Raw genomic sequence first — 26,610 nt, forward strand, 5'->3', positions numbered from 1 at the left:
TAAACCGCACGACATCCAAACGCCAAGGCCAGACCATGGGTAAGCCACCCGCCGACGTGAATTTCACCTTCTCGGATGCTGAACTGAAAAGTCTCATGGCTTTCGGTGAGGTCCGTTTCCATGAGGCGGGTGAGCAGCTGATCGATGAAGGCGATGCGGCGGGCGACTGCCTTATCACCCTGTCGGGCCATACCAATATTCTGGTCGAAACCCCGATGGGCGAAAAACGGGTCGGCTGGATGGAGCGCGGACAGTTTGCCGGTGACATCTCCGTGCTGAGCGGCCAGGCCTCGCTGTCACGGGTCGAGATGGGCGAGGCCGGCGAAGTGCTTCACATCTCGCACAGCAACTTCCAGCGCCTTCTTGTTGAAAACTCTCATTTTTCAGACATTTTCGTTCGCACAATGACGGCCCGGCGCGTCTTTGCGCATGACTCCTCCCATGGCGCGGTCATCGTGATCGGGGATGCCCATGACCGCGATGTCTTCGTCGCCCGTGATACATTGTCGAAACATATGATCGCCCATCGCTGGCTCGATCCGGAAACCGACCCGCTGGCCAGGCGCATCATCGAGGCGCGCGATATTGACCCGGCCGACCTGCCGGTCGTCATCCGCGGACGCTCGAAGATCATGTCACGCCCCGATGTCGGAGAGCTTTCCGACGCTTTTGGCCTCGATCTTGTCCCGGACAATAGCTGCGTCGACGTCGTCGTGGTGGGCGCAGGCCCTGCGGGCCTTGCCGCCTCTGTCTATGCCGCCTCCGAAGGCCTCAGCGTCGTCACCCTCGACACCGACGGGCCGGGCGGTCAGGCCGGGACCTCGTCGAAGATCGAAAACTATCTCGGCTTTCCCATGGGCGTGTCAGGGCGTGAGCTTGCCAGCCGCGCCGCGATCCAGGCCCAGAAATTCGGCGCACGTATCGCCTCGCCCGCCACCGCCATAGACCTTTCGCGCGAGGGCAATGATTATTGCCTCTCGCTCAAGGATGGCCGCAAACTCAAATCGCGCGCCGTGGTCATCGCGACCGGCGCGCAGTACCGGCGCCTGCCGATCGAGAACCTCGAACGCTTTGAGGGGCGCGGCATCTATTATGGCGCAACGCCGATGGAAGCGCAGCTTTGCGGCGGGCAGGATGTCTGTATCGTCGGCGCAGGTAATTCGGCCGGTCAGGGCGCCGTCTTCCTCAGCCAGTCGGCGCGCAATGTTCACGTGCTCTACAGGCGCCCCGATATCAGGGAAACGATGTCGGAATATCTCGTCCGGCGCCTAGAGGAGACGGCGAACATCCATCTCCATCCCGAAACCGAGATAGAGGCACTGCATGGCACAGGGTCAGACGACGCACTTACGGACCGCCTGACGCGCGCTACCTTTCACAACCGCAAATCGGGCGAGAGACGCGAGCGCGACATTCCATTTGTGTTCCTGTTTATCGGCGCCCAGCCCTTCACCGACTGGCTGCCGGAACATATGAGCTGCGATGAGAAGGGCTTCGTGAAGACGGGCCCGGACCTCTCCAATCTGGACCTTGTCCGCGCGGGCTGGACGCTGGACCGGATGCCGACGCGGTATGAGACCTCTTGGCCGCGCGTCTATGCCGTGGGTGATGTGCGCATCGGCTCAGTCAAACGTGTCGCCTCCAGCGTCGGTGAAGGCTCGGTCGTGGTGAGCGACATTCACCGCGCGCTCGGCGAGACCTCTGGAACTAGCGATTCCTGAGCGCAAACCGCGCCAGCGCCAACAGTCCCAATATGCCAGCCAGCAGGGCGGCGGCGGCGAACATGCCGAACTTCGCCGGGGTCACAAAGGTCTTCAGCCAGAGCACATCCCCTGCCCCCTTGAGCGCCATCATCTGCGCGGTGTTCTCCACAAGGTCTAGCAGGACCACAAGAGCCGCCGGCACCATGGCAAGCCGGGCAAACCGCGCCGGCGCAAAACGGGCCGCGAGCCCCGCCAGGAAAGCCCCATAGGCAAGCGGATAGGCCGTGTCGATGATCAGCGTTGTCCAGAAATGTGCCGTCCGGCTGGCCTGATCCATTTCCGCAAGGCGCGCCTCAGCTGCCGGGCCGGTCCAGATCAGATCGAGCAGCGTGCCATCGATGGCAGGGGCCGTGAGGCCGAAACAGGCCCCGGCCGCAAGCATGGCGATGCCAGCGATCGCAATGACCGGCAGGCGGGCAAGAAAGGGGCGGCTCAACCGGCCTCCCCCTCAATAAGCTCGCCTTCACCGCCTGCAGACTTCGCCAGTTCGATCAGACGGTCAGCCGCCTGTGCAAGAGCATCGTCATCGGCAGAGCGCGCGATCAGCGAGACCCCATGATCGCTGACGGACCGGAACCAGGGATAGGACCCAAAGCTCACCTCGTCGAAATCCTTGTCCAGAGCGCTCAACGTCTCGGCAATATCGCCTTCGCGCAGGCCCGGCACGCGCACGGTCTTTGCGTTGACGACCCGGCCATGCTCCAGCCGGTGGCCGACGTCCTGCAGCATGCCCTGAACGATGGATGGGACACCCGCCAGGGTGAAGACATTTCCGGTCTGGAAGCCCGGCGCGCCTGAAACCGGGTTCTCGATGAGGCTCGCGCCATCCGGAATCCGGGCCATACGCTGGCGCGCTTCGGTGAATTCCGTGCCCATCTCGTCATAGCGCGCCTGAAGCATCGCCATGACCTCTGGATGCTTGTCGATGCCGACGCCGAACGCTGCTGCGATGGCATCGGCCGTGATGTCATCATGCGTCGGCCCGATCCCGCCCGTTGTGAAGACATAGGTGTATCCTTCGCGCAGCGCGTTCACGGCTTCGACGATACGCGAATGTATATCCGGTACGATACGTACCTCTTCAATCGGAATACCAAAGGGGCGCAGGAATCCGGCGATCTGCTGCACATTGATGTCGCGCGTGCGCCCGGAAAGAAGCTCATCGCCGATAAGGCAGATTGCGGCGTTGGGTGTCGTCATGAAATCTCTCTTCAGGGCTGCAGCGCTTCATAGACCAGACGCATGGAGTCCGCCCGCGGTTCGAATGACACCTCCGGATCTGCGCCAAAGCGCTGGATCATGCCGATAAAGAACAGGTCGTTCTCCGGATCGATCCAGAACCAGGTGCCAGCGGCCCCGCCCCAGTAATAGGTGCCGGTGCCCGCAGGGCTGTTCATTGCTTCCGGATCGGTGATCAGACCGAAATTGAAACCGAACTTATGCGGCTCGCCCTCCTCCGGAGCGCGCTTCGTCCCATCGAAGCTGATACCCATTCCAGAGGGAAGCTGGTCTAGTGTCATGAGATCGACCGACTCGGGTCGCAGGATCCGGTGTCCATTGAGCGTACCCTTGTTCAGCATCATCTGACAGAAGCGCGCATAGTCATCGATCGTGGAGACCAGACCACCGCCACCCGACTCGAAAGGAACCGTGTCCTTCCTGAACTGCACAGTCTCGCTATCTATAGGAATGAAGCGGCCTGCCTCGTCGGAATAGTACATGATGTCGGCAAGCCGGTCATAGTCGGCCTCAGCGACGTAAAAGCCGGTATCGTCCATGTTAAGCGGCGCGAAGACGTTGCTTTCGAGATAGTCGCCAAGACTCATCCCCGAGAACTGCTCGACCAGGTAGCCCTGAATATCCACGGCCACCGAATAGGACCAGCGCTCACCCGGCTGGAAGAGGAGTGGAATCTCGGCCACCTTGTCGATCATCGTCTGCATGTCCGGCGAACGCAGGACCTGCTTCTCGCGAAACTGCTCATTCGCGTAGTCCTGGCCGCCAAGCCCATACGCGAAACCTGCCGTATGGCTCATCAGGTCACGCATGGTGGGAGAGCCTTTCATCTCCACAAGTTTCGGCGAGCCGTCCTCATTCGTACCGTCCAGAACCATCAGGTTCTCGAATTCCGGGATGTACGTTGTGATGGGGTCGCTCAGGTGAAACTTGCCCTGCTCATAAAGCTGCATCAACGCGACGCCGGTAATCGGCTTGGTCATGGAGTAGATGCGGTAGATTGTGTCCTCACCCAGCGGAACCTGCTCTTCCACATCGCGCAGACCGTGGGCCGAAGAATAGACGAGCTCACCGTTCTTCACCAGCATCGCCTCAATCCCTGCGACCTGGCCGGCTTCAACATAGCCAGCCAGCCGCTCATCGAGTGCCGCAAGGCCCTGTTCGCTGAACCCCGCGCTTTCGGCTGACGTCTCTGGGAAAAGTTGGGCCTGCGGCTCGCTCTCTGCGACATTGCTGAAAGCGCTCGCCAGAAACACCGCCAGTGCACCGCCCATGCACCGTCCAGACACCGTGAAATTGCGCTTCATGACCGTTTCCTAACTTACATTTTTCGACTGCACCAAGCGCCATTTTCCACACTGAAGCAACCTCCTCTTCAACCCCCGCGTTTCTGAAGGTGAAGTGCCACCAGACCAGTAAAGGTCCGGTACACAAAACAGTCGCAGCATTGAAAGGACTCCCCATGAAACGCCACGCCACAGCCCACTGGTCAGGCCCCCTCAAGGACGGCAAAGGCACCATCGACACCCAGAGCGGCGCCCTATCCAGCCACGGCTATTCCTTCAAGGCCCGCTTCGAAGACGAAAGCGGCAAGGCCGGCACGAACCCGGAAGAACTGCTCGGCGCGGCCCATGCCGGCTGTTTCGCCATGCAGCTTTCGGCCTTCCTCGCCATGAACGACACCCCCGCCGAAGACCTCGAAGCCAAGGCTGTCGTAACCGTCGAAGAGGTCGACGGCGGCTTTGAAGTGAAGTCGTCAGCCCTCACCCTGACGGGCAAGGTCCCCGGCATCGATGAGGCAAAGTTCAAGGAACTCGCTAATAAGGCCAAGGAAGAGTGCCCGCTTTCCAAGGCTCTTGGCGCTATTGAAGTTACCCTGGACGCCAAGCTCGCCTGAGCCGGGCAAGCCACTTCAAGATGATGGAAGCGGGGCCGCAAAACGGTCCCGCTTTTGTTTTGCGCGGAGGCCATCAACCGGAACAGGAGCACGCCTTAAAGCATTGATTCTTAATAAGCCACGGAGACAGTACTATGGGCATCGAAATCTTCTATTTCATTGGCGCGGTCATCCTTTTTGGCGTGCTTGTCTGGGCCGTCATGCGCTCGCGCCTGAAATCGCCAAAGGCCCGCGCGATCCGCGAGGAGGCCGCCCGTGAAGAGTATGAAAACCCTCAGCAATTCGAGAAAGACAAGGACAAGCTCGCGGCAAAAGCCGAACAGGCCGAAAACGACACCCGCAGGACTTGAAGGGGTCAGCTGCACCGCGCGCCGCCGCAGAGGTGGAAGTCTGCGTGCGGTGCTGCCATATTGCCTGAAAGCCAAGCTGGAGCTTCGATAACATGTCTGACGCCGACCTCATCATGCCTGTTCGAAACGGGGAAATCCGCATTCATGACGAAGCGGGTTTTGAAGGCATGCGCAAGGCCGGGCGGCTGGTCGCAGAATGCCTGGACATGCTGGTTCCGGAAGTGAAACCTGGCGTCACCACAGCGCATCTCGACGATCTGATCCGCGAATTCGTCTATGATCATGGCGCCCAGTCGGCGACGATCGGCTATCGCGGCTATCGTCACGCCTCCTGCGTTTCCCTCAATCATGTGATCTGTCACGGCATCCCCGGCGACCGCCCGCTCAAGGACGGCGATATCGCCAATATCGACGTGACGGTCATCGTCGATGGATGGCATGGCGACCATTCGCGCATGTATTCCGCCGGCACCCCCAAGCGCAAAGCCGAGCGCCTGATGGATGTGACCTATGAATCGCTGATGGCTGGCATCGCTGCGGTGAAGCCCGGCAATCGTTTTGGCGATATCGGCGCAGCTATATCCGAGGTTGCCGCCAAGAACCGTCTCTCCGTTGTTGAGGACTTCTGCGGCCACGGCCTCGGCCAGCTCTTCCACGATGAGCCTAATGTCGTCCATTCCGCCCGCGCCGGAACTGGCCCCGAGCTGAAGCCCGGCATGTTCTTCACGATTGAGCCGATGCTCAATATCGGCCGCAAGGACGCTGCCATCCTCCCCGATGGCTGGACCGCCGTAACCCGCGACCGCCAGCTGTCTGCCCAGTTCGAGCACTCGGTTGGTGTCACTGAAGACGGCGTGGAAATCTTTACCACCTCGCCAAAGGGCTGGCACACCCCGCATACGGTCGACATCTAGCAATCTGCCCAATCTCTGCTTGACAATCAGGCCCGCAGAGAGAACATTAAATGAACATCTGCAACCGGCGGAGTGTTCATGCGCATAGTGGAAGAAGCCCCATTATTCGGTCTGGATCGCCAGCCCCGGCCGCCCCTGGCCGCCAAGCCGCACTGGCAGGGCCATCGCGACAGGCTGCGCACAAAGTTGATTGAGCGGGGTGCAAACGCGCTTGAGGATTATGAGCTTCTGGAAACGCTTCTCTTCGCCTTTATCCCCCGTCGCGATGTCAAACCCATTTCGAAAGCGCTGCTTGCCCGCTTTGGTTCATTGAGCGGTGTTCTGGCCGCCCGCCCGGCCGACCTCATCAAGGTCGCGGGCGTGGGCGAAACGGTCGCCGCCTATCTGAAAGCCACTGCGGAAATCGGTGCACGCGCGACGCGGGAGACACTCAGATCCCGCACCGTCATTTCCAGCTGGTCCGCCCTTACCGACTATGTGAAGCGGGAGCTTCAACATGAGGGCCGCGAACAGTTTCGCGTGCTTTTCCTCGACCGCAAGAACCAGCTCATCGCCGATGAGACCATGGGCCACGGCACGGTCGATCACGCCCCCGTCTATCCTCGTGAGATTGCCCGCAGATCGCTGGAATTACAGGCCTCCAGCATCATCCTCGTCCACAATCACCCTTCCGGTGACCCGACCCCGTCGCGCGCCGATATCGATATGACCCGGGCGGTCATGGACGCGCTCGATGCGCTCGAGATCACTGTGCATGACCACCTCATCGCGGCGCGATCCGGCGTCACCAGTTTCCGCGCACAGGGGCTCATCTAGGGACGCGCATGCCGCGCTGCTGGAATAGATAGCTGACACGCCCAAAACCGGCTATGAGCGGCGCATCGGCCCGACCGGTGCACCATCTATGCACCTGCCCGGGGCCGGGCCGCGATTTGGTTGCGGCCGAGATCATAGACTGAAAGCCCTTCCATGACCGACCAATCCGCCATTGTGCCCGCCCTGGGCCAGGCCCTTGCTGCGCGTGGCTATGACAGCCTAACACCCGTGCAGTCCGCCATGCTCGACCCAGAGATCGAGACGGCAGACCTTCTGGTGTCGGCGCAGACCGGATCAGGCAAGACGGTCGCGTTCGGGATCGCCATGGCGCCCTCGCTACTGATGGGCGCTGAACGTCTGGGACGGCCCGGCGCACCGCTGGCCCTGGTCGTCGCCCCCACGCGTGAGCTTGCAGTTCAGGTTCACCGCGAACTGGACTGGCTATACGCGGAAGCCGGCGCGCGCGTCGTCGCCTGTGTCGGCGGCATGGACCCGCGCGAGGAACGCGCTGAGCTGTCGAAAGGCGCCCATATCGTCGTCGGCACGCCGGGGCGCCTGGTGGATCACCTCAACCGCGGCAGCCTTGTCCTCGACGAGATCCGCGTCGTCGCCATGGATGAAGCCGACGAGATGCTTGATCTTGGTTTCCGCGAAGAGCTGGAAACCCTGCTGAGCGCTGCCCCTGAGACGCGCCGCACCCTGCTCTTCTCAGCCACCGTGTCGAAGCCCATCGCCCGTCTGGCCGAAACATTTCAGCGCGACGCGGTTCGCATCAACACGATCTCGGACACCGACCCGCACGCCGACATCGATTACCGCGCACACGCCATCGCCCCTGCCGATGTGGAAAATGCCATCATCAATGTGCTGCGCTTCCACGAAGCCAAGAATGCGCTGGTCTTCTGCAAGACGCGCGCGAATGTGAACCATCTTCTCGCCCGTTTTCATAATCGCGGCCTTAGCGTCGTGGCCCTGTCAGGTGAGCTTAGCCAGAGCGAGCGGACCCACGCCCTGCAGGCCCTGCGGGACGGACGGGCGAATGTATGTGTGGCAACCGATGTGGCCGCGCGCGGACTGGATCTGCCGGATCTCGACCTTGTGATCCACGCGGACCTTCCAACCAATCGCGAAGCCCTGCTGCACCGCTCCGGCCGCACCGGCCGGGCTGGCCGCAAAGGCGTCAGCGTCCTCATTGTGCCTTTCAAGGCGCGCCGCCGGATTGAGCGGCTGCTACAGGACGCGCGCGTCGACGCCAGCTGGACCGACGCGCCCGGCGCAGACGATATCCGCAAGCGCGACGATGAAAGGCTGCTCAACCACCCTTCCCTGAGCGAACCCGCCAGCGACAGCGATCATGAGATGGCGCGAATGCTGATCGACATTCATGGCGCTGAGCAGGTGGCAGCTGCTTTCGTGGCGCTGCACCGCGCGCGCCGTTCTGCCCCGGAAGAGCTGATGGACGTTCCTGAATACCGCCCGGCCGACAAGCGCGAGCGCCCGCCGCGCGGAGACGGACCGCGGCGCGAGCGCACGGAACGCCGTGAGCCGCGCGCCGAGCGGAACGACTTTGAAGACAGCGTCTGGATCAATCTGTCGGTCGGCCGCAAGTCAGGCGCCGATCCGCGCTGGCTATTGCCAATGCTGTGCAAGGCTGGCGGTCTCCACCGCACGGATGTGGGCGCAATCCGTATCGAGGACGCCCATACACGCGTTGAGCTGAAAGCTGAAAGCGCGCCGGGCTTCCTGGAACGTGTCGGGCCTGATGGCCGGCTTGAGAAATCGATCTCTGCCTGGCGCGAGGGCGAGAAACCAGCCGGCTGGACGGAAGGCTCTGCGCCTGCCCGCCGGGAGCGCCGTGATGACCGCGATTCAGACCGCCCAGCGAAGAAGCGTTCTGGCCCGCCATCCGGCCCACGCTCTGACAAGCGCCCCGGCAAGTTCGCTGGAAAGCCGCGCACCGAAGGAAAACCAGGTGCCGAGGGCAAGCCAGCCCGCAAGCCGCGTCCGGTGCCGCCGTCACAACTTGAGGACCGGCCTGCAGAGCGCGCGAAACCAAAGAAAGCCGGCAAACCGAAGCCCCGCCGGTTCGACCCGTCTGCGGACAAGCCCCCCAAGCGGCGCAAGCCCAAACACGACTAGGCTGGGTGATCTGCCTGAGAGCTGGATCGGGCCCTGATTCCGTGTCAAAAATCGGGATGGCGGGTCCTCTCCGCCATCGACACACTCAGGACCGCGCCTATGGACTGGACACTCTTCGACTTTGTTTTCGCAGGCGTTCTTCTGGGCGCCCTTGGTGTTGCGGTCTTCCTGCTCTTTCGCCTGAAGCGCAGCCGCGCTTATCGTGCCGGCTTGTTTCTGTTCATCGTGACCAGCGTGTTGCTCGTGATCGTGACCGGCGCCGTCGGCCTTGTTGGCGCATCCACAAATGACGCCAACATGCTCTACCTTGCCGCCCTTGGAGCGGCCTGCGTGGGCGCCGTTATCATGCGGTTCCGATCGAACTGGCTGTCGCGTCTGCTGAGCGTGTTGGCCCTCGCCTTTGTGTTTGTTACTGCCGCCGCACTGTTTCTCGGCTGGGGCCAGAATAGCGCGAGCTGGCCGTGGGATGTGCTGGCGGCGGGCGCCGTGTTCGCCATCCTCTGGCAGGTCAGTGCGTGGCTCTTCGGTCTCGACGCCGACATCCGCACTCTCGAAAGCAGCAAGACCTGACGGCGCGCTGGAAATTAGCCCGCTCTCTCATACCTTCGTGAAGGTATGCGCAAAAAGGCGCGCCATATCGATGACAGGAGCGACTTATGGGCCTGCTGAATAACGGCATCTGGCAAGACAAATGGTACGACACCGACAGTACGGGCGGGCGCTTTAAGCGCCATGAGAGCCAGTTTCGCAACTGGATCACGTCGGATGGCTCCGACGGCCCCGATGGACAGCCGGGCTTCAAGGCTGAAGCTGGCCGTTACCACCTCTATGTGTCCTATGCCTGCCCCTGGGCCCATCGCGCGCTGATCTTCCGCAAACTCAAGGGCCTGGAGGACATGATCGACGTCTCCTACACGCACTGGTTCATGGGCGAAAATGGCTGGACCTTTAAAAAGGACCCGGACGGCATCGTCGGCGACAAGCTCTTTGGGTCCGACTTCATGTATGAGCTCTATATCAAGGCGGACCCGCACTATACCGGCCGGGTCACAGTACCCACGCTCTGGGACAAGCAGCAGAACACGATTGTCAGCAATGAGTCGGCCGATCTCATCCGTATGTTCAACACGGCTTTTGACGAGGTAGGTGCAGCTGAGGGCGACTATTATCCAGAAGGCAAACGGGCGGAAATCGACGAGATTAACGAACGCGTCTATCACACTGTAAACAATGGCGTTTACAAGGCCGGCTTCGCCACCGCTCAGGACGCCTATGAAGAAGCCGTCTTCCCGCTATTTGAGTCGCTCGACTGGCTGGACGAAAAGCTCGGCAAGTCGCGTTTCCTGACCGGGGACACACCCACCGAGGCGGACTGGCGGCTCTGGACGACGCTCTATCGCTTCGATCTGGTCTATCACGGCCACTTCAAGTGCAATATCCGACGCATTGTCGATTATCCCAATCTCTGGCCCTATGCGCGCGACCTCTATCAGTGGCCGGGCATTGCCGAGACGGTGAACCCGATGCATGCCCAGCGCCACTATTATGAGAGCCATGACATGGTGAACCCGACCCGCATCGTGCCTGCTGGACCGGATATTGACTGGGAGAAGCCGCACGGACGCGGCTAAACCTGCATACCAGACACAAAAAAAGGCTGCCTTCAGAAGGCAGCCTTTTTCATTTCAGCGGGCCAGAAGGCCCTCAGCGCTAGGCGAGCTCGATCGTGTTGACCGCCATCTTGCCGCTGCGCTGGTCTTTTGCCGTGTCGAAAGACACTTTCTGACCTTCGCCGAGACCGGAGATGCCGCAACGCTCAAGAGCGGTTGCGTGGACGAACACGTCGGTGCCGCCATCATCAGGTGCGATAAAGCCGAAGCCTTTTTGGTCGTTATAAAATTTCACAGTGCCAGAATTCATCAGAATTTCCTTTCAATGCACAGATTATCGCCGGGCGCACGACATTGTGCATCCGGAGTTCGTCTTCTTTGGGAAAATTCTGAGCGTCTGACCGCCGAAGCGGAAGTTGTGCCTGATCGTCCGGCCAAATTCGAACCTCATCCCTAGAGGGTTTGGCACGGCCCTACAAGCGATGATGCAGTAAACCTGTCGCACGGGAAGCGCTGGACCTTTGGCCGGCCCGCTCCCAGACTTGCCCAACAAGATAAAAACCCCGGAGGAACTCGTGAAACATTGGATCCTGGCCCTCACCGCCACCACGCTTCTGACAGGCGCGCCTGCCCTGGCGCAGGACGAAGATGCAGCTGCCGACTGGTACCCGTCAGAATATGGCGCGGACGACCGGCTTGGCGCAGTGGCAAATCTCAGACCCGAGAAAACGGCCAGCGCCGCAGAACTCATAACGACGGGGAAAACCTATGGTCTGGCGCAGGTCACCAGCCGCGAGACGCCCGCCTACGCGCCGCGCCGCTATGACGTCTATATCCTGCAGCCTTCAGATGGCTCCGGCACGCCGCTGGGCGAAAACAAGGCTGTCGGCAATGACGATCTGGTCCAGACCTTTGTCGGCATCGGGACCCATATCGACGGGCTCGGCCATATGGGCGTCGATCACCACTATTATAACGGAGTGCATGTTTCAGACTTCGTGACCCCCTCCGGGCTGACACAGCTTGGGACGCAGGATATTCCGCCGATTGTGACCCGCGGCGTGCTGCTCGACATGACAGAGGTGTTTGGCGAAAGCCCCGTTCCAGACGGCGCCGCCTTCAACCGGGCTGAGATCGATAAAGCCGCCGAACAGGCCGGCCTCGAGATCGAGAAAGGCGATGTCGTCCTCTTTCATACCGGCGCCATGGCCGCGCATGGCGATTCGACAGAGCTGATGGCGACCCATCCTGGTCTCGGTGTCGAAGGCGCGAACTATCTCGCCGATCTCGGCGTGGTGGCCATTGGCGCGGACACCCCCGCGCTCGAAGCCATCCCCTTCGAGAATGAGGCCCGACCGTTCGAAGTGCACCAGACACTTCTGGCAAAACGCGGCGTCTATATTCTCGAGAATATCGTGACCGATGAACTTTATGCCGATGGCGTGGCGGAATTCTTCTTCTCGCTCGGCATTCCGCGCCTCAACGGCACGGTGCAGGCCATGATCAATCCGGTCGCTGTGCGCTAGACCATGACCGGATGCTGGCCGGGCGGCTGGAGCCATGATCCTGCTTCATGGCTCGGCCGGGCTTGCATGCGATCCTGAACTGAACGACAAGAGCTGCGAGTCGTTCGGCCAGAGACGACTGAGGGAGGCGAATATGAGCGATACGACGGCGACTGCCGGTCAGGGCCACATCACCGGTTTCGGCACGAAGGGGTACAGGTCTTACGTCCTGATCGCCCTGATGCTGGTCTACACGCTGAATTTCATCGACCGCACACTCATTACGGTTGTCGCACAGCCGATCATCAATGAGTTCCAACTCTCAGACACGCAGTGGGGCCTCCTCGCCGGACCACCCTTTGCGCTCTTCTATGCGCTGATGGGCATTCCGATTGCGATGTGGGCCGACCGGGCCAATCGCGTCGTCATCATTACGCTCTGCATCATTATCTGGTCGCTCATGACAGCCCTTTGCGGTGTGGCGTCAGGCTTTATCTGGCTGCTTATCTTCCGCGTTGGTGTAGCTGTGGGTGAGGCAGGCTGCACGCCACCTGCCAACTCCATCATCACCGACTATTACCCGCCGCGCAGCCGCGCAGGCGCGCTTGGCATCTATTCCATGGGCGTGACCATTGGCGGGGTGCTGGCCCAGCTTTTCGGCGGGACGATCGCCGGTATTTCGGGTGAGGATTTCGGGGCCTGGCTCGGCTCACTCGGTCTTGGCGGTCTCTTTTCCGGCGTTGACTGGTCCACTGTGGGTGGCTGGCGCATCGCATTTGTCGTGGTCGGTGTGCCGGGCATAATCATCGCGCTGGTGCTTTTCTTCACGATCAAGGAACCGCCCCGCGGCTATTCTGATCCGCCGCTGGAAACCGATACGACAAAGAAAGTCGGCTTCTTCGATGCGTTCAGGGAATTCTCGCCAAAGCCGACTTTCTGGTGGCTTTCGATGGGCGCGGCTGTTGTCGCCTTTGTGGGCTATGGCCTGATCAGCTTCCAGGCCCCCTTCCTGCAGCGGGTACACGGCATTGGCGTTCGCGACGCCGCCATCCTTTATGGCGCCCCGCTCGCTGCTGTGGCTGCCGGTGGCACTTTCCTTGGCGGTTTCCTCTCAGAGAAACTGGAAGGCCGCTTCCCGACGGTGGCTGCCTGGCTCCCTGGCGTAGGCCTGATCCTGTCGGTGCCGGCCTATGTCGGCGCCTTCTTTGCCCCCAGCCTGTCGCTGGCCTTCATCCTCTGGGTTTTTGCGGCGATCTGCCACTATTCCTATCTCGGCGCCCAGTACACGGTGGGGACCGGCATCGTCAGTCCCAAATCGCGCGCGACGACGATCTCTGTCCTGCTGCTTATCGTCAGCCTGATCGGCAACGGTATTGGTCCCCTCTTCACCGGCGTGATGAGCGACTTCTTCATGAATGCGGAAATCGCCGGCGCCGGGCTGACGGAGCTTGCGGCAGACTTCAATCCGCGCCTCTGCGCGACCGATCCTGATGCTATCGGTGCCAACGGGCCAGAGCTTTGCCAGGCCTATGCGGACGGGCTCCGCCATTCGATGGCGGCCACGGCCTGTTTCCTGATCCTCGCCGGCATCTGCTATATCCTCGCCGCGCGGTATTTCGCACGCGACCGTTATAACCCGGCAGCGCCGGCCCCGGGCAAAATCGCCTGACGGAGTTTGACGTCAGCGGGCTGGCCAGTTCTATCCAGATTGGCCAGCCCGAAACTTCACATGTGAACTTTCTTCAGCCGCTCGACCGAATTTTCTGGAAACCGCGGACCCAATTTGCTTCTCTGACCTGAGATATGAAGTCGGACTGCTCCAGATTCGTCAGGGGCAGATTTGACGAGGAGGGAGAAGAAGTATGACGTCGACAGTCGGTCAAACCGCAGATTCACCCAGTGCGCCACTTTCGGGTTTCGGAACCAAAGGCTATCGCGCCTTTGTTCTCAGTTCCCTGCTCCTGGTCTACATCTTCAACTTCATCGACCGCTCGATCATCAACATCCTGACAGAGCCGATAAAGGCCTCATTCGGTGTCGAGGACTGGCAGATGGGCCTGCTTGGCGGCCCGGCCTTCGCGATTCTCTACACCATGCTCGGGATCCCAATTGCCCGGTTCGCAGAACGGTTTCACCGGGTCTGGATCATCGCCATTGCAGTCTTCATCTGGAGCCTGATGACCGCGCTGTGCGGTGTCGCAACGTCCTTCATCGTCCTGTTTCTGTTCCGCGTCGGCGTGAGCGTCGGCGAGGCAGGTTGTACACCGCCTGCCCAGTCGCTGATCGCCGACTATTTCGTGCCCAAGAGCCGGGCGACCGCGGTGTCCATCTATGCGCTGGGTGTCCCGCTCGGGGGCATGTTCGCAGCGGTCTTCGCGGGCTTTATCGTCGGAAATCTCGATGGCCCCTCACTGGCCGCGATGTTTACCGCCTGGGGCTGGGACTGGGCGCTTGGTCTTATGGATTGGCAGTCCGTAGAAGGCTGGCGGGTCGCCTTTATCCTTGTGGGTGTTCCGGGCGTCATCCTGGCTCTCGTGGTGAAGCTGACCATCAAGGAGCCGCCGCGCGGCTATACCGATCCGCCAAACGTCCAGGCCCTGGAAAAAGCCAGCATGAAGGACGTCTTCAAGATTCTGGCCGAAAAGCCGACCTTCTGGCACATCGTCGCGGGTGCCACGGTAGCCTCCTTTGTGGGTTATGGGGTGGCCCAGTTCACAACCTCCTTCCTGGTGCGTACGCACGGGCTTAGCATTGAAACCGCTGCGATCCTGTTCGGCGTCATCATTGGCCTTATGGCGGCGATTGGTGTGTTCCTCTCAGGCTATCTGGCCGACAGGTTTGCGACCCGCCACCCGCGCGCACTCTGCTGGATGCCGGCACTCGGTATGGGTCTTTCTGTTCCGCTTTACGCGATGGGCTATCTGGCTCCGACGGTCTGGCTGGCCTTGCCGCCTCTCATGGCGGCTGCAACGCTCCATTATTTCTATCTCGGCCCAATGTACGCGATTGTCGGCGGCGTTGTGGACAGCCGGATGCGCGCCACGTCGGTTGCGATCACGCTGTTCCTCGTGAACCTGCTCGGCTACGGCCTGGGCCCGCCGCTTATCGGCATCGTCTCCACCATGCTGAAAAGTGCCTTTCTTGCGGGAAATGATCTCGGCATGACGCTGGAAACCTGCAAGGTCGTTTCAGATCTGTCCGCTGAAGCAGCCGCGACCTGTGCCCGCGCCGACAGCGAAGGCCTGCGCTGGTCGATCATCGGCTTCTGCTCGCTCTATGCCTGGGCCGCGCTTCACTATCTGCTGGCTGGCAAGACCCTGATGCGTGACATGATGGCGAAAGAACACTAGCCAGAGCGCATGGCGGTCTACACCCAGGTTTCCGACGAAGCACTTGAGACTTTTCTGGACGGCTATGACATTGGCCGTCCACGAAGTTTCAAGGGTATTGCCGAAGGGGTCGAGAACTCCAACTACTATCTTGAAACAGGCAAGGGGCGGTTCATCCTGACCCTGTTTGAGCGGCGGGCCGATCCCAAGGACCTGCCCTATTTCGTCGCGCTCAAGCAACATCTCGCCGACCGCGATTTTCCGTGTCCGGCACCTGTGCCTGCGCGTAGTGGCGAAGCGCTGCAGACACTTGAAGGCCGGCCCGCGCTGGTGGTGACCTTTCTCGATGGCCTCTCTCCCAGACGGCCCAACGCCGCTCAGTGCCGCTCCATGGGGGCCGCGCTGGCAAGGATGCATGCGGCGCTGTCCGACTTTGACCAGGTGCGTGACAATGCTCTCGGCCCGGCCAGCTGGCCCCTGCTCTGGGAGGGCCGCGCGGCAACGGCCGAAGAGCTTCAGCCCGGCCTCGCGGCCCTGATAGAGGACGACCTCGCCGCGACCGTAAGCGCGCGTCCCCAAAGCCCTCACCTGCCGCGCGGCACAATCCATGCCGACCTCTTCCCGGACAATGCCTTCTTCCTTGAAGAGGACTTCTCCGGGGCCATCGATTTCTATTTCGCCTGTACCGATGTGCTCGCCTATGACATTGCCGTCTGCCTCAATTCATGGGCGTTCGAGGATGGGCGGGAATACAATTACTCCAAGGGCGCGGCGATGCTCGCAGGCTATGAGAGCGTTCGCCCGCTAGAGCCTGCCGAACGCGAGGCTCTCCCCATTCTCTGCAGGGGTGCAGCGCTTCGCTTTTTCCTGACCCGGCTTGTCGACTGGACCGAGACACCCGCCGACGCGCTGGTGCGCCCCAAGAACCCGCTGGAATATGCCGACCGGCTGGCCTTTCACCGGCAGGCAAGCTCTGCCACAGACTATGGCGCCTGACGAACACCACCAAAGCGGACGCATGAAGAGCTCAAAGCGCGATTATAGCCGCTCAAGCCGGCCGCCAACACTCCGCATCGTCTTCGCGATCTTCGTCTGCGGGATGGCCGCAAGCATCCTGGTGGCCCTGATCGCGGCGGTCGGGCTTTTTACCGGCGGGTTCGTTTTGCAACTCGCCGGTTTCGATGGGAGCGCCGCCCTGGACAATGGCGAGGTACTGGCCGGCGCCACGATGAGCCTCATAATGTGTGCGTTCAACTGGTTCCTGTTCTACATGGTCCTGCCAGTCACCTGGCTTGTTCTGGCTGCATCCATCGGCACGTTTCCCTATCGCAGAATTCTGACACGTGGCCCCTATCTGAGATGGGCCACAATCTGGGGCGCCCTGCTGGTTGGGGGTGTGACCGCGAGCCTGACCTTCAGCGAATCGGTAATGGCAGGCATAGGCGCACTGGTGACAGGTGCAGCGGTCGGCGCGCTGGCAGGATATGTCTGCGGTCGCCTCTTTCTTTCATCCGTAAAACCGCAAAGCCACCTTGCGGAACACACAGCCGATGTCTTCTGAATGGGCTTGGGCGCATTGACCCGCCCGTCAAAACAGGCAACCCAAAGCGCCATGTCAAAGCTTGTAGAAATCTGGACGGATGGCGCGTGTAGCGGCAATCCCGGCCCCGGCGGCTGGGGCGCCCTGCTCAAGTCCGGTGGTCACGAAAAAGAGCTGATGGGCGGCGAGTATGAGACCACGAATAACCGAATGGAGCTCATGGCCGCCATTGAAGGGCTAACGGCGTTGAAGCGCCCCTCAAAGGTGCGCCTGCATACCGATTCGACCTATGTGAAGGACGGCCTGACCAAATGGATTCATGGCTGGAAACGCAATGGCTGGAAGACGGCCTCAAAAAAGCCGGTCAAGAACAAGGATCTCTGGCAAGCCCTTGAGGAGGCCTGCAAGCCTCACGAGATCGAATGGGTCTGGGTAAAGGGCCATGCCGGCGATGAAGGCAATGAGCGCGCCGATGAGCTTGCCAGGCTTGCTGCCCGCCAGAAGAAAGACGCAGCCGCCCTTTAGTTGGTTTCCCGCGCACAAAAAAAGCGGCGCAGGACAGCCTGCACCGCTTTCTTCTAAAGCTTCAGTTGCGGCCGCTCAGGCGGTCGCTGCCGTCTTGGTACCGAGGAAGCCGCGCAGACGGTCTTCGATGATCTCGTGCGCCTCATTCATGATGCGGTCGACCAGTTCCTTACATGTCGGAATGTCATAGATGAGGCCGGCGACCATGCCGCACGACCAGGCGCCGGCATCCATTTCGCCATCGACCATGATCTTCGGATAGACACCGGCGACCTCGTCGATGATGTCCTCAAACTTGATGTCGGAGCCGAGGCGCTTTTCCTTCTCCAGAAGGCGCTCGACGCCGGCATTGTTGAGCACGCGCTCTGTATTGCGCAGCGGACGCATCACAAGGCGGGTATCGAGTTCCGTCGCCTTGAGCAGGGCCTGTTTCACATTCTCATGAACCGGCGCTTCCTTCGTTGCGATGAAACGGGTGCCCATATTCATGCCTTGCGCGCCCATGGCCAGCGACGCGACCAGCGAACGGCCATCGGCCTGACCGCCTGAAGACACGAACGGGATTTCCAGCTCATCGGCCGCGCGCGGGAGGAGGATCATATTGGGCACATCGTCCTCGCCCGGGTGGCCGCCGCACTCAAACCCGTCAATCGAGGCCGCATCGCAGCCAATGGACTGCGCCTTCAGGGCGTGGCGAACCGCGGTGCATTTGTGGATGACCTTGATGCCGGCATCCTTCAGGTGGGGCAGTACCTGCGCCGGGTTGTTACCGGCGGTCTCAACGACTTTTACACCGCCTTCGATGACCGCCTTCACGATGCCCGGATAGTCCGGCGGGGTGGTCGACGGCAGGAAGGTGATGTTCACACCGAATGGCTTGTCGGTCATGTCCTTGCAGCGCGCGATCTCATTGGCGAGGTCGGCCGGCGTCTTCTGGGTGAGGGCGGTGATGATGCCGAGACCGCCTGCATTGGAGACGGCTGCTGCCATCTCCGCGAAGCCGACATAGTGCATCCCGCCCTGGATGATTGGATGCTCGATGCCGAACATCTCGGTGATAGCTGTTTTCATGGATCTTTCCTTCGCCAAATCGCTGACCTTAGCTTGCCAAATATCCCTGCTCCGCCGCAAGCCTGCCGAGGGGGAAAGACACTGTTTCTAACCGCTCGCCCGCTGCTAATCGGGACAGCCTTCAAACCGCTTCAGCGTCTCCTGCCCAAGACTCTCCTTTAGGCGCACCAGGAAGGGCTCGACTTTGCGCCACTGGCCGATTCCACCGCGGTTGAGCGGCTGACGGACCTGCTCGCTGCTCGCTGTACGCACAGCACGGGCATTTTCATGGAAGGAAAGGCAGGCAGGCTCAAACTCCACACCGATATGTTCGAGCAAGCTGGGGACATGAGATTCAGGGTCCACGACCAGATCTTCATATGCGAGGTGGAAGACACGCTCTGGAAGCACATCGTTCCAGTGATCCATGAGCGAGAGATAGCCATTATAATAGGTTCCGATCGACGCCTGATCATAACTGTAGCCGACACCCTGGGCGAAATACTGCTTGTAGAGGCTGAGACCGCAATCGAGAGGATTACGCCGGATATCGATAATGATGGCCTGCGGCAGTATCTTATGAATGAGGCCGACATGTTCGAAATTGTGCGGCAGCTTGTCGGTGAAATAGCGCGCACCCTGGGACCTGAACACGGCCGTCTCATCGATATAGCTCTGGCCCAGTTGGGCCAGCGCTGCAGGGGACAGTTCTGCGATCTTGTCGAGATAGTCGCCGCCTGATTGCTCTACGCAGTGTTTATGCGCCCTGCGTTTCACCGCCGGCAGGACAGGAAGCTCCATCGTGCCTTCAATGGCCGGATGGCTGGCGAGCATCTGTTCGACAAGCGTCGAGCCCGATCGCGGCAGACCGAGGATGAAGATCGGAACCGGGCCGCGCGGGACCGGAGCGGCCTGCGCCGCAAGCGCTCGCCGGTCAAAGCCCTGCCTGACACGCTCAACCGCGCGGTTGAACTGCGCCGGGTCAAATCGCTCGCCTGGATAGAAGCTGTTGGCCTTGTCATACCAGGCCATGCTGCGTGCCGGGTCGCCTTGCGCTTCACTGGCCCGGGCGAGTGCGAACGCCGCCTGACACCTGGACACGCGGTCAGCGGAGGGAGAGAGAAGCAGCTCCGCCATTGCCTCTTGATCCGCCTCGCTGAAGTCAAAGGTCTTAAGATCCGCCAGTCCCCACCAGGCCGATGCATTCTGGTGGTTAGCGTCAAGACTGGCCCGCAAGGCCGCAACGGCAGCCTCCCGCCGGCCCAGTATCCGCTGGAGCTGGCCGCGCGCCAGTTCGACCTGGCTGAGCTTGACCCGGTCGCCGTTTGCCAAGCGCGCCGCCCGCTCGCAAGCCGCGAGCGCTTCCTCGTTCAGTCCATAGCGCAGAAGGAGTCCGAGCAGCCGTTGAACAGTGTCGAAGTTTTCCTGCAGCGCCGCCAGCTGGCGCGCCGCTTCGATCGCACGCGCATAGTGCCCCTCATCCTCCAGCGTGCTGACCAGAAGGTCACGTAGCACCGGATTTGCCGGGCCGTGGCGCAGGCCCTCTTCCAGCACGGCGATGGCCGCCTCGAAGTCTCCGCGCGCGCGCGCAAGATGTGCGAGCGTGAAGACAGCCCGCGGATGGCCTGGATAGTGCTTCAGCATCACCTCGGCCACACCGCGCGCCTCATCCAGACGGCGGGCCTGTATGGCTTGCTGGATGCGCTGGAAATCGCCAGACAGGGGATCGAATCGCTCCATCTTCTGATTGGCGGAGACCGCAGCGGCCACTTCTCCGTCTTCGTAGAGAAACCGCGACAGCATCAACCAGCCACGAAACGATCCAGGCTCACTCCGGAGCGCCTTCTTCACCTGTGCGATCGCTGCGGGTCGATCGCCAGATGCAGCCAGCCGGCCTGCTTCCTCGATAAGCGCCTCGATCGTGTTTGCCATGACCGCTCCAATAACAGGAAATGCGGAGGCTTTCGCCTCCGCATTCCGTTTTCTTGCCCCGTCAGCAGCCCTAGCGCGTATAGGTGAGGCCGAGGAAGAAGAACCGGCCACGCGGGCCGACGGGCCAGGCCGTCTGCGTCGCGAAGGGCTCTTCATCCGCAATGTTGTTCACACCGCCATAGAAGGTGAAGGCTTTGCTGAATTCATAGGAGACGTTGGCATCGAAGATATAGGTTTCATCGAAGAACCCATCGTCGCCATAGAGTTCCTGGCTACCATTGAGACCAAGAACATCCTCAATCTCGTCAACGGCTTGCCGACTCAGGTACTGGGTCTGGAAGCCAAGGCTGAGCGGCCCACGTGTCCATGAAAGGTTCAGGTTCCCCGCCAGCTCGGGGTAAAAGAGTTGCTCGACTTCCGGATCGACATCGTCTTCATCAAGCGGGTTGAAATAGCGGTCGAGCTTCTCCTGATAGGAGCCGACAAGGCTCGCGCCGAAGGCATTTTCGCCAACCTCGAACGTGTAGCTTGCAGCAAAATCGACACCGCTTGCCTCGATGGATGCGAAGTTCGTCTGGCCGGTGTCGAGGCCGCTCAGGCCACCATCGGGACGGCGAGTGTAGAGATTACAGAAGTCGAGGCTCGGATAGTTGGAGCTATCAAGGCAGCCATCGAGAATGTCGCCGGAAGCGACAGCTGCAATAGCATCCTCAATGGAGACATCCCAATAGTCCACTGTGACGGAGAAACCGGGCAGGAAGCGCGGGGTGAAAACAGCCCCCACCGTATAGGTTTCTGCCGTCTCGACATCGAGATCCGGATTACCGCCAGAGGTTCCGGAGAAGCGCCCTGTCAGAGGGTTCTGCCAGATATAGTTGCCGCTGCCGTCGACAATCTCGCCCTGCGGCACGCCAGCCGCCTGGAGGTCGGCGATACAATTTGCCTCACGGGCGGCGGTCCCTGCTGTCACATTGCCTGGATCGCACGGGTCTGCGGTCGCGGAAACGGTGATCGGAAGGCGCGGGTCGAACAGTTCGGAGATGTTCGGTGCCCGGACGGCTTCGGACACCGTGCCGCGGATGCTGATATCCTGAATCGGCGCCCAAGTAGCACCAACCTTCCAGGTGGTCGCATCGCCAAGCGTTGAATAGCTCGCCTGCCGCACTGCGCCGTCGAGCGTGAACTCCTTGGTGAATGGACGGTCGCGGAAGATCGGCAGGCGTACTTCGGCGAACACGTCATAGACATCGTAGCCGCCCGCCGTGTTGAACTGCTGCGTGTTGTCGATGCTGGTATAGGAGAACAGCCAGGGACTGACCTCGCTGACCTGGACGCCGGGTGTGAAAGACGTCGTGGGCGGCAAAATACCAAGCGTGATCGGGTCAATACGGTTGTCGCTGCGCTCATCGCGGTACTCAATCCCGCCAGCATAGCCAAGCGGGCCGTCCAGGGCGAAGCCCAGAACCTCGAACTGACCGGTAGCTATCAAGGAAAGAACGGTTTGCTGCAGCTTGAGCTCGTTCTCGAGGTCCGATGTCACGAAATCGCGGGCGGCCTGGCTGGTGGAGTAACGACCAAAGGGATTAAGCGGCGCACATGAGCCATCACCCGGGGTGAAGGAGTAATAACGATCCGAAGAAAACGCGCCGTCAGCGTAGTTGTTATTGAATGTGAAGTAATCGATCTCGTACGCGGCAGTCGGGTCAAGGTCTGAGCGGCAGACAATATTGCCGTTCGTGTCTTCCACCGCATCGATCGCAGCAAAGACGCGGTCGAGGTAAAGACCGGTTGTTTTGGAGCGTCTACGGAACTGACCGTAATTGGCAGACGCTTCGATGAGATGGCCTTCCGCAGGTTCCCACTCAAAACCGCCGACGAACCGCATCGTGTCGCGTTCGAAGACCGACGGATTGTCATCGCTGAAGTCGACAGGGTCCTGGGTGATCAGAAGACCACCAGTTTGCGCAACAACTGGGTCGAGCTGCTCTGGAATGAACGGGTTGTCAGGAAGGATGAACAGGGTGTCGTAGAAAGTATCCTGTTCGCCAAACGTCGTTGATTCAGCGCTAACATACTTGCCTTCGAAGAAAATCGAAAAGTTCGGCTCAAGCTCATAATTCATATTTAGGTTGAGCACGGCCTTTTCAGTTTCGGGATAGAGCGTGTCGCGATTGAAGCTGATCACACCGCCATCCCCGCCAATGCCCCATAGGCCGTTCAGCACAGTGCCGTCCTGGTTCACACGGATCGTTCCATCCGGATTGGTCAGCCAGCAGCCGGCAAGGAATGCGGCACGGCCGCCCGCCGATTCCTGACAGTCTGGCGTGCCATTGCCGTTCACATCAATATAAGTGATGTCCCGCCCGCCAAAGGTGGGGGCAATGGAGCCTTCCTGCGAAGTGAGCCAGAAAGTTGGATTGTTGATGACGGCACGTGGCGGCGCGTCCGGGTCGGTACTCGGATTGGCACGTGGTTCGACGCTGGCAATTCCGTTATCGCGCGACCAGTCGCGGTCGCCGAAAGTGATGGCTGAATCGTCTTCATAGGTCAGCGCGACGACAATGTTACCTTTGTCATTGTCGAAGTTCTGGCCCGCGAGGAGATCGAAAGTGAAGTTCTCGCCATCACCTTCACCAGAGACGCCGCCCCGGAGATCAAGCTGCAAGCCTTCAAAATCGTCCTTGAGGACGAAGTTGACGACACCGGTAACTGCGTCTGCACCGTAGACAGCCGACGCGCCGCCCGTCGTCACTTCCACGCGCTCGACGAGAGATCGAGGGATGGTTCCAACATCCACAGCCTGCGTGCCACGAAACCCGGCAACGTGGCGACGCCCATTCACAAGCGTAAGCGTGCGCTCCTGGCCGAGACCACGAAGGTTCAAGGCATTTCCGCCTGGAATCTCACCGGCAAAGTCGGATTGCTCCGATGTCATGGAAGACACCAGCGCTGGAATGTCATTGACGACATCAATAAGATTGACCTCGCCAGACAATTTGATCGCCCGCTCATCGACCGACTGAACCGGAACAGACGAAATCAAATTCGGGTCTGACGGAATACGCGACCCCGTGACCGTGATGGTCTGCTGGATTGCGGCGTTTTCTTCGACTTCAGGAATTGTCTCGACGTCGTCACGCACCGAATCCTGCGCGGCGGCGGCCGGTACGGCAAATACCATCACGGAAGCCGCAGCCACCCCCGACAGCAGGACACGCTGCAGGTTCATATCCGTTTTATTGCGAATATTCATCTCACTCTCCTCACACACTCACGAGATGTAAGAACGCTGCGTCGAAGCATTAAATTTAGTCAATAAAACTCGCTGTAGTTTCGCAACACGGTTAAAATTGCCTAGGAAGTGATCAAACAGGCCTTTTAGGTGGGCGACCTGTCATACGCCCGTCATGATGCCGTCGAGGATGGCCTATCCGAAGAAAGAACCTGATCCATGACCAAGATACTTGTTCACGGCGTGCCCGATACACCCGAGATGTGGCAGCCTCTCATCGCCGCGCTGGGTGAAGACCACACAGAAGGGATCGAGGCGCCCGCCCTGCCCGGCTTCACGGCACCTGTTCCGGATGGATTCGACAGCTCAAAGGAGGCCTATGTCGGCTGGCTCATCGAGCAGATGGAAGCGGCGGGCGAGCCGGTTCATCTGGTGGGGCATGACTGGGGCGCCATTCTGGTCGTGCGCGCAGCGAGCCTTCGCCCAGATCTGGTGCGTAGCTGGGCGGTGGCCAACGCCCTGCCGGAACGCGATTATAAATGGCATAGAACCGCGCGGATATGGCAGACACCCCTTCTCGGTGAACTGGCCATGGCGATAACAACAAGAAAGGCTTTGGCGGACGGGCTGAAGAAAGCCGGCATGCCGGACGCGCTGGCCGAGCATGAAGCCCGTCACTGGTCGCCCAGCATGCGTCAATCGATCCTGCGCCTCTACCGCTCTGCGAAACATGTTGCGCAGGAATGGACCGGCGATCTTGGCCGCCTGCCGCAGCAGGGCCTCGTCTTCTGGGGTGATGATGATCCCTTTGTGCCGCCGGAGACGGCAGAACGGTTCTGCAGGATCACCAATACGCCGCTCTACCGCAACGCAGATACAGGACACTGGTCCATCGTCGAGAAGGCCGACACCTTCGCGGCGCTGCTCAAGGACCACTGGGCGAGCTGACGCGCGGTCACGGCTTGAACGCTTTGCGGGCAGCGCCATCATGACGAACGACCCAGATGCGGAGGCCCCAGATGCAGCTCACCTTCAGCCCCGAGGAAGAAGCCTTCCGGCAGGAGGTTCGCGATTTCCTTGCCGACAAGCTGACGCCGGAGCTGAAGCGCTATGCGTCCCGCATGACCAGCGTCTATGCGGACAAGGAGACCGCGCTCGAGTGGCAGGGTATACTGGTCGAAAAGGGCTGGGCAGCGCCCTCCTGGCCGGTGGAGCATGGGGGCTGCGACTGGAGCGTCGCGCAGCACTACATCTTTGATGTCGAAATGGCGCGCGCGGGCGCGCCGCCGCTCTCGCCAATGGGGATAGGCATGTGCGGGCCCGCTCTGATCGGCCACGGCTCAAAAGAGCAGAAGGATTTCTACCTGCCGCGCATCCTGTCGGGTGACGACTTCTGGTGCCAGGGCTATTCAGAGCCGCATGCCGGGTCTGACCTCGCGGCGCTGACCATGAGCGCTGAGGATGATGGCGATGCGTTTGTGTGTTCGGGCTCGAAGATCTGGACCACGCATGCCCATGAAGCCAACATGATGTTCTGCCTGATCCGCACGGATACAAGCGGCAAACCCCAGACGGGCATCACCTTTATCCTGATCGACATGACGGCGCCCGGCGTGACGGTGGACCCGATCATCATGCTGTCTGGCGAACATATCCAGAATGCCGTCTTCTTCGACAATGTCCGCGTGCCGAAAGCCGATGTAGTCGGTGAAATCGACAAGGGCTGGACCGTAGCGAAATACCTGCTCGAATTCGAACGCGGCGGCTCGTCCTACGGCCCGCGCCTGCTCCAGCGCATTGCGGGTCTGCGCCGCACAGCGCGCGAGCTTGGCCGCATGACACCGGATCTGGAGGCCCACCTCACACAGGCCGAAATCGATGCGTCAACGCTGGAAGCGGCCGAACTCATGATGATGGCCGAGCTCGCCGGCGGGGGGACGCCCGGTCTCAAAGCCTCCATGATGAAGGTGCGCGGCACCGAACTCAGCCAGCGCCTGACCGAAATCGGCCTGGACCTTGCCGGTATCCACGTGGAGCCTTTCCAGCCGGAACATACAGAGCCGGGCGGCCCTGTCGTCACGCATGCGCCGTCCAATCTGGGCCTGGTCGGCCCCGACAGCCTCGTCACGATTGCGCCGAAATACCTGAATGACCGCGCCGGATCGATCTATGCGGGATCAAACGAGATTCAGCGCAACATCCTCGCCAAGGGCCAGCTGGGGCTGTAACCGCAACACCAGTTTGCAGGCCACCAACGAAAAACCCCGCCGGACAACTGTCCAGCGGGGCATTTTGTTCTTAACGGTCAGACAGGACCTACTCGTACTCGTCCATGGCTTCGAGTTCAGCCTCATGGCGGGCACGGTCTTCCTTGCCCTTGGCTTCCTCGTCGCGGTCGACCAGTTCGATCACGGCAACCGGTGCATTGTCGCCATGGCGGAAGCCGGCTTTCAGCACGCGGGTATAGCCGCCATTACGGTCCCTGTAGCGCTCGCCGAAAACTTCAAAGAGTTTCGAGACGGCATCCTTGTTGCGGACCTGCGCAATGGCGCGGCGGCGCGAAGCAAGGTCACCCTTCTTGGCAAGCGTTACCAGCTTGTCCATGATCGGCTTCAGCTCCTTGGCTTTCGGGAGCGTCGTCACAATCTGCTCATGCTGGATCAGCGAAGCCGCCATGTTCGCGAACATCGCCTTACGATGAGCGCTGGTGCGGTTCAGCTTGCGGTGTGCAATTGCGTGGGCCATTTTCCTGGTCTCCTGCGCGCCCTCACG

At 60.7% G+C, this 26,610-nt stretch carries 24 protein-coding genes; 16 read left to right on the top strand and 8 right to left on the bottom strand.

What is annotated here, in order from left to right; genetic code table 11:
* Positions 1-35 precede the first annotated feature (35 nt).
* Positions 36-1,721, top strand: coding sequence for an FAD-dependent oxidoreductase (locus ABNU55_RS12555; RefSeq protein ID WP_290753774.1), 1,686 nt, complete (start codon positions 36-38; stop codon positions 1,719-1,721).
* Here the strand turns inward: ABNU55_RS12555 and ABNU55_RS12560 are convergent.
* Genes ABNU55_RS12560 through ABNU55_RS12570 form a run of 3 tightly spaced genes read right to left on the bottom strand, consistent with a single transcriptional unit; the run spans position 1,708 to position 4,306 of the window.
* The gene (locus ABNU55_RS12560; RefSeq protein ID WP_290753777.1) at positions 1,708-2,199 is read right to left on the bottom strand and encodes a hypothetical protein; all 492 of its coding nucleotides are present in this window, start codon (positions 2,197-2,199) and stop codon (positions 1,708-1,710) included. The two genes, ABNU55_RS12555 and ABNU55_RS12560, sit on opposite strands and share 14 nt — an antisense overlap.
* Entirely contained in the window at positions 2,196-2,963 is a 768-nt protein-coding gene (locus tag ABNU55_RS12565) for a molybdopterin-binding protein (RefSeq protein ID WP_290753780.1), read from the bottom strand. Before ABNU55_RS12565 ends, ABNU55_RS12560 begins: the two co-directional genes overlap by 4 nt.
* Before the next feature lie 11 nt (positions 2,964-2,974).
* Complete coding sequence (locus ABNU55_RS12570) at positions 2,975-4,306, bottom strand: serine hydrolase domain-containing protein (protein WP_290753783.1); 1,332 nt, start codon at positions 4,304-4,306, stop codon at positions 2,975-2,977.
* A gap of 155 nt (positions 4,307-4,461) precedes the next feature.
* On the opposite strand from ABNU55_RS12570, the gene ABNU55_RS12575 reads away from it, so the two are divergent.
* From ABNU55_RS12575 to ABNU55_RS12605, 7 genes are all read left to right on the top strand, one after another.
* On the top strand, positions 4,462-4,896 hold the full coding sequence (locus tag ABNU55_RS12575) for an OsmC family protein (protein WP_290753786.1): 435 nt from the start codon (positions 4,462-4,464) through the stop codon (positions 4,894-4,896).
* A gap of 134 nt (positions 4,897-5,030) precedes the next feature.
* Positions 5,031-5,246, top strand: coding sequence for a hypothetical protein (locus ABNU55_RS12580; RefSeq protein WP_290753788.1), 216 nt, complete (start codon positions 5,031-5,033; stop codon positions 5,244-5,246).
* Between the two features lie 92 nt (positions 5,247-5,338).
* Positions 5,339-6,160 (top strand): type I methionyl aminopeptidase, encoded by an 822-nt coding sequence (gene map / locus ABNU55_RS12585; protein ID WP_290753791.1) that lies wholly within the window; start codon positions 5,339-5,341, stop codon positions 6,158-6,160.
* 78 nt (positions 6,161-6,238) lie between these two features.
* A complete protein-coding gene (gene radC, locus ABNU55_RS12590; protein WP_290753794.1) occupies positions 6,239-6,976 on the top strand; it encodes a DNA repair protein RadC in 738 nt (245 codons plus the stop codon).
* A gap of 153 nt (positions 6,977-7,129) precedes the next feature.
* A complete protein-coding gene (locus tag ABNU55_RS12595; RefSeq protein WP_290753797.1) occupies positions 7,130-9,115 on the top strand; it encodes a DEAD/DEAH box helicase in 1,986 nt (661 codons plus the stop codon).
* A 99-nt stretch (positions 9,116-9,214) separates the two neighbouring features.
* Complete coding sequence (locus ABNU55_RS12600) at positions 9,215-9,685, top strand: hypothetical protein (protein ID WP_290753800.1); 471 nt, start codon at positions 9,215-9,217, stop codon at positions 9,683-9,685.
* Positions 9,686-9,771: 86 nt separating this feature from the next.
* On the top strand, positions 9,772-10,746 hold the full coding sequence (locus ABNU55_RS12605; protein WP_290753801.1) for a glutathione S-transferase family protein: 975 nt from the start codon (positions 9,772-9,774) through the stop codon (positions 10,744-10,746).
* A 79-nt stretch (positions 10,747-10,825) separates the two neighbouring features.
* Here ABNU55_RS12605 and ABNU55_RS12610 read toward each other — a convergent pair whose 3' ends face one another.
* Positions 10,826-11,035, bottom strand: coding sequence for a cold-shock protein (locus tag ABNU55_RS12610; protein ID WP_290753803.1), 210 nt, complete (start codon positions 11,033-11,035; stop codon positions 10,826-10,828).
* A gap of 265 nt (positions 11,036-11,300) precedes the next feature.
* Between ABNU55_RS12610 and ABNU55_RS12615 the strand changes: the two genes are divergently transcribed.
* The 6 genes from ABNU55_RS12615 to rnhA all read left to right on the top strand — a co-directional run bounded on the left by ABNU55_RS12615 (position 11,301) and on the right by rnhA (position 17,624).
* Positions 11,301-12,251, top strand: coding sequence for a cyclase family protein (locus ABNU55_RS12615; protein WP_290753805.1), 951 nt, complete (start codon positions 11,301-11,303; stop codon positions 12,249-12,251).
* Between the two features lie 133 nt (positions 12,252-12,384).
* Entirely contained in the window at positions 12,385-13,899 is a 1,515-nt protein-coding gene (locus ABNU55_RS12620) for an MFS transporter (RefSeq protein WP_290753807.1), read from the top strand.
* A 193-nt stretch (positions 13,900-14,092) separates the two neighbouring features.
* Positions 14,093-15,580 carry an MFS transporter gene (locus tag ABNU55_RS12625; RefSeq protein WP_290753809.1) on the top strand — a complete coding sequence of 496 codons (1,488 nt, stop codon included), beginning with the start codon at positions 14,093-14,095 and terminating at the stop codon, positions 15,578-15,580.
* A gap of 9 nt (positions 15,581-15,589) precedes the next feature.
* Positions 15,590-16,555, top strand: coding sequence for a homoserine kinase (locus ABNU55_RS12630; RefSeq protein WP_290758339.1), 966 nt, complete (start codon positions 15,590-15,592; stop codon positions 16,553-16,555).
* 22 nt (positions 16,556-16,577) lie between these two features.
* Positions 16,578-17,120, top strand: a complete 543-nt coding sequence (locus ABNU55_RS12635) for a hypothetical protein (protein ID WP_290752954.1) — start codon at positions 16,578-16,580, stop codon at positions 17,118-17,120.
* Positions 17,121-17,171: 51 nt separating this feature from the next.
* Positions 17,172-17,624, top strand: coding sequence for a ribonuclease HI (gene rnhA, locus ABNU55_RS12640; protein WP_290752956.1), 453 nt, complete (start codon positions 17,172-17,174; stop codon positions 17,622-17,624).
* A 75-nt stretch (positions 17,625-17,699) separates the two neighbouring features.
* On the opposite strand, the gene ABNU55_RS12645 is transcribed toward rnhA, so the two are convergent.
* The 3 genes from ABNU55_RS12645 to ABNU55_RS12655 form a co-directional block, all read right to left on the bottom strand.
* Positions 17,700-18,695 carry a nitronate monooxygenase family protein gene (locus ABNU55_RS12645; protein ID WP_290752957.1) on the bottom strand — a complete coding sequence of 332 codons (996 nt, stop codon included), beginning with the start codon at positions 18,693-18,695 and terminating at the stop codon, positions 17,700-17,702.
* Positions 18,696-18,800: 105 nt separating this feature from the next.
* Entirely contained in the window at positions 18,801-20,606 is a 1,806-nt protein-coding gene (locus ABNU55_RS12650) for a tetratricopeptide repeat-containing sulfotransferase family protein (RefSeq protein ID WP_290752960.1), read from the bottom strand.
* Between the two features lie 70 nt (positions 20,607-20,676).
* Positions 20,677-23,859, bottom strand: a complete 3,183-nt coding sequence (locus tag ABNU55_RS12655; RefSeq protein ID WP_290752963.1) for a TonB-dependent receptor — start codon at positions 23,857-23,859, stop codon at positions 20,677-20,679.
* Between the two features lie 198 nt (positions 23,860-24,057).
* Between ABNU55_RS12655 and ABNU55_RS12660 the strand changes: the two genes are divergently transcribed.
* Together ABNU55_RS12660 and ABNU55_RS12665 are read left to right on the top strand one after the other, a co-directional pair.
* Positions 24,058-24,786, top strand: coding sequence for an alpha/beta hydrolase (locus ABNU55_RS12660; protein WP_290752965.1), 729 nt, complete (start codon positions 24,058-24,060; stop codon positions 24,784-24,786).
* 71 nt (positions 24,787-24,857) lie between these two features.
* Positions 24,858-26,066 carry an acyl-CoA dehydrogenase family protein gene (locus ABNU55_RS12665; RefSeq protein WP_290752968.1) on the top strand — a complete coding sequence of 403 codons (1,209 nt, stop codon included), beginning with the start codon at positions 24,858-24,860 and terminating at the stop codon, positions 26,064-26,066.
* 88 nt (positions 26,067-26,154) lie between these two features.
* Here the strand turns inward: ABNU55_RS12665 and rplQ are convergent, their stop codons facing one another.
* Entirely contained in the window at positions 26,155-26,583 is a 429-nt protein-coding gene (gene rplQ / locus ABNU55_RS12670) for a 50S ribosomal protein L17 (RefSeq protein ID WP_290752970.1), read from the bottom strand.
* Positions 26,584-26,610: the final 27 nt, after the last annotated feature.

The organism is uncultured Henriciella sp., from assembly GCF_964005855.1.
Classification (GTDB): Bacteria; Pseudomonadota; Alphaproteobacteria; order Caulobacterales; family Hyphomonadaceae; genus Henriciella.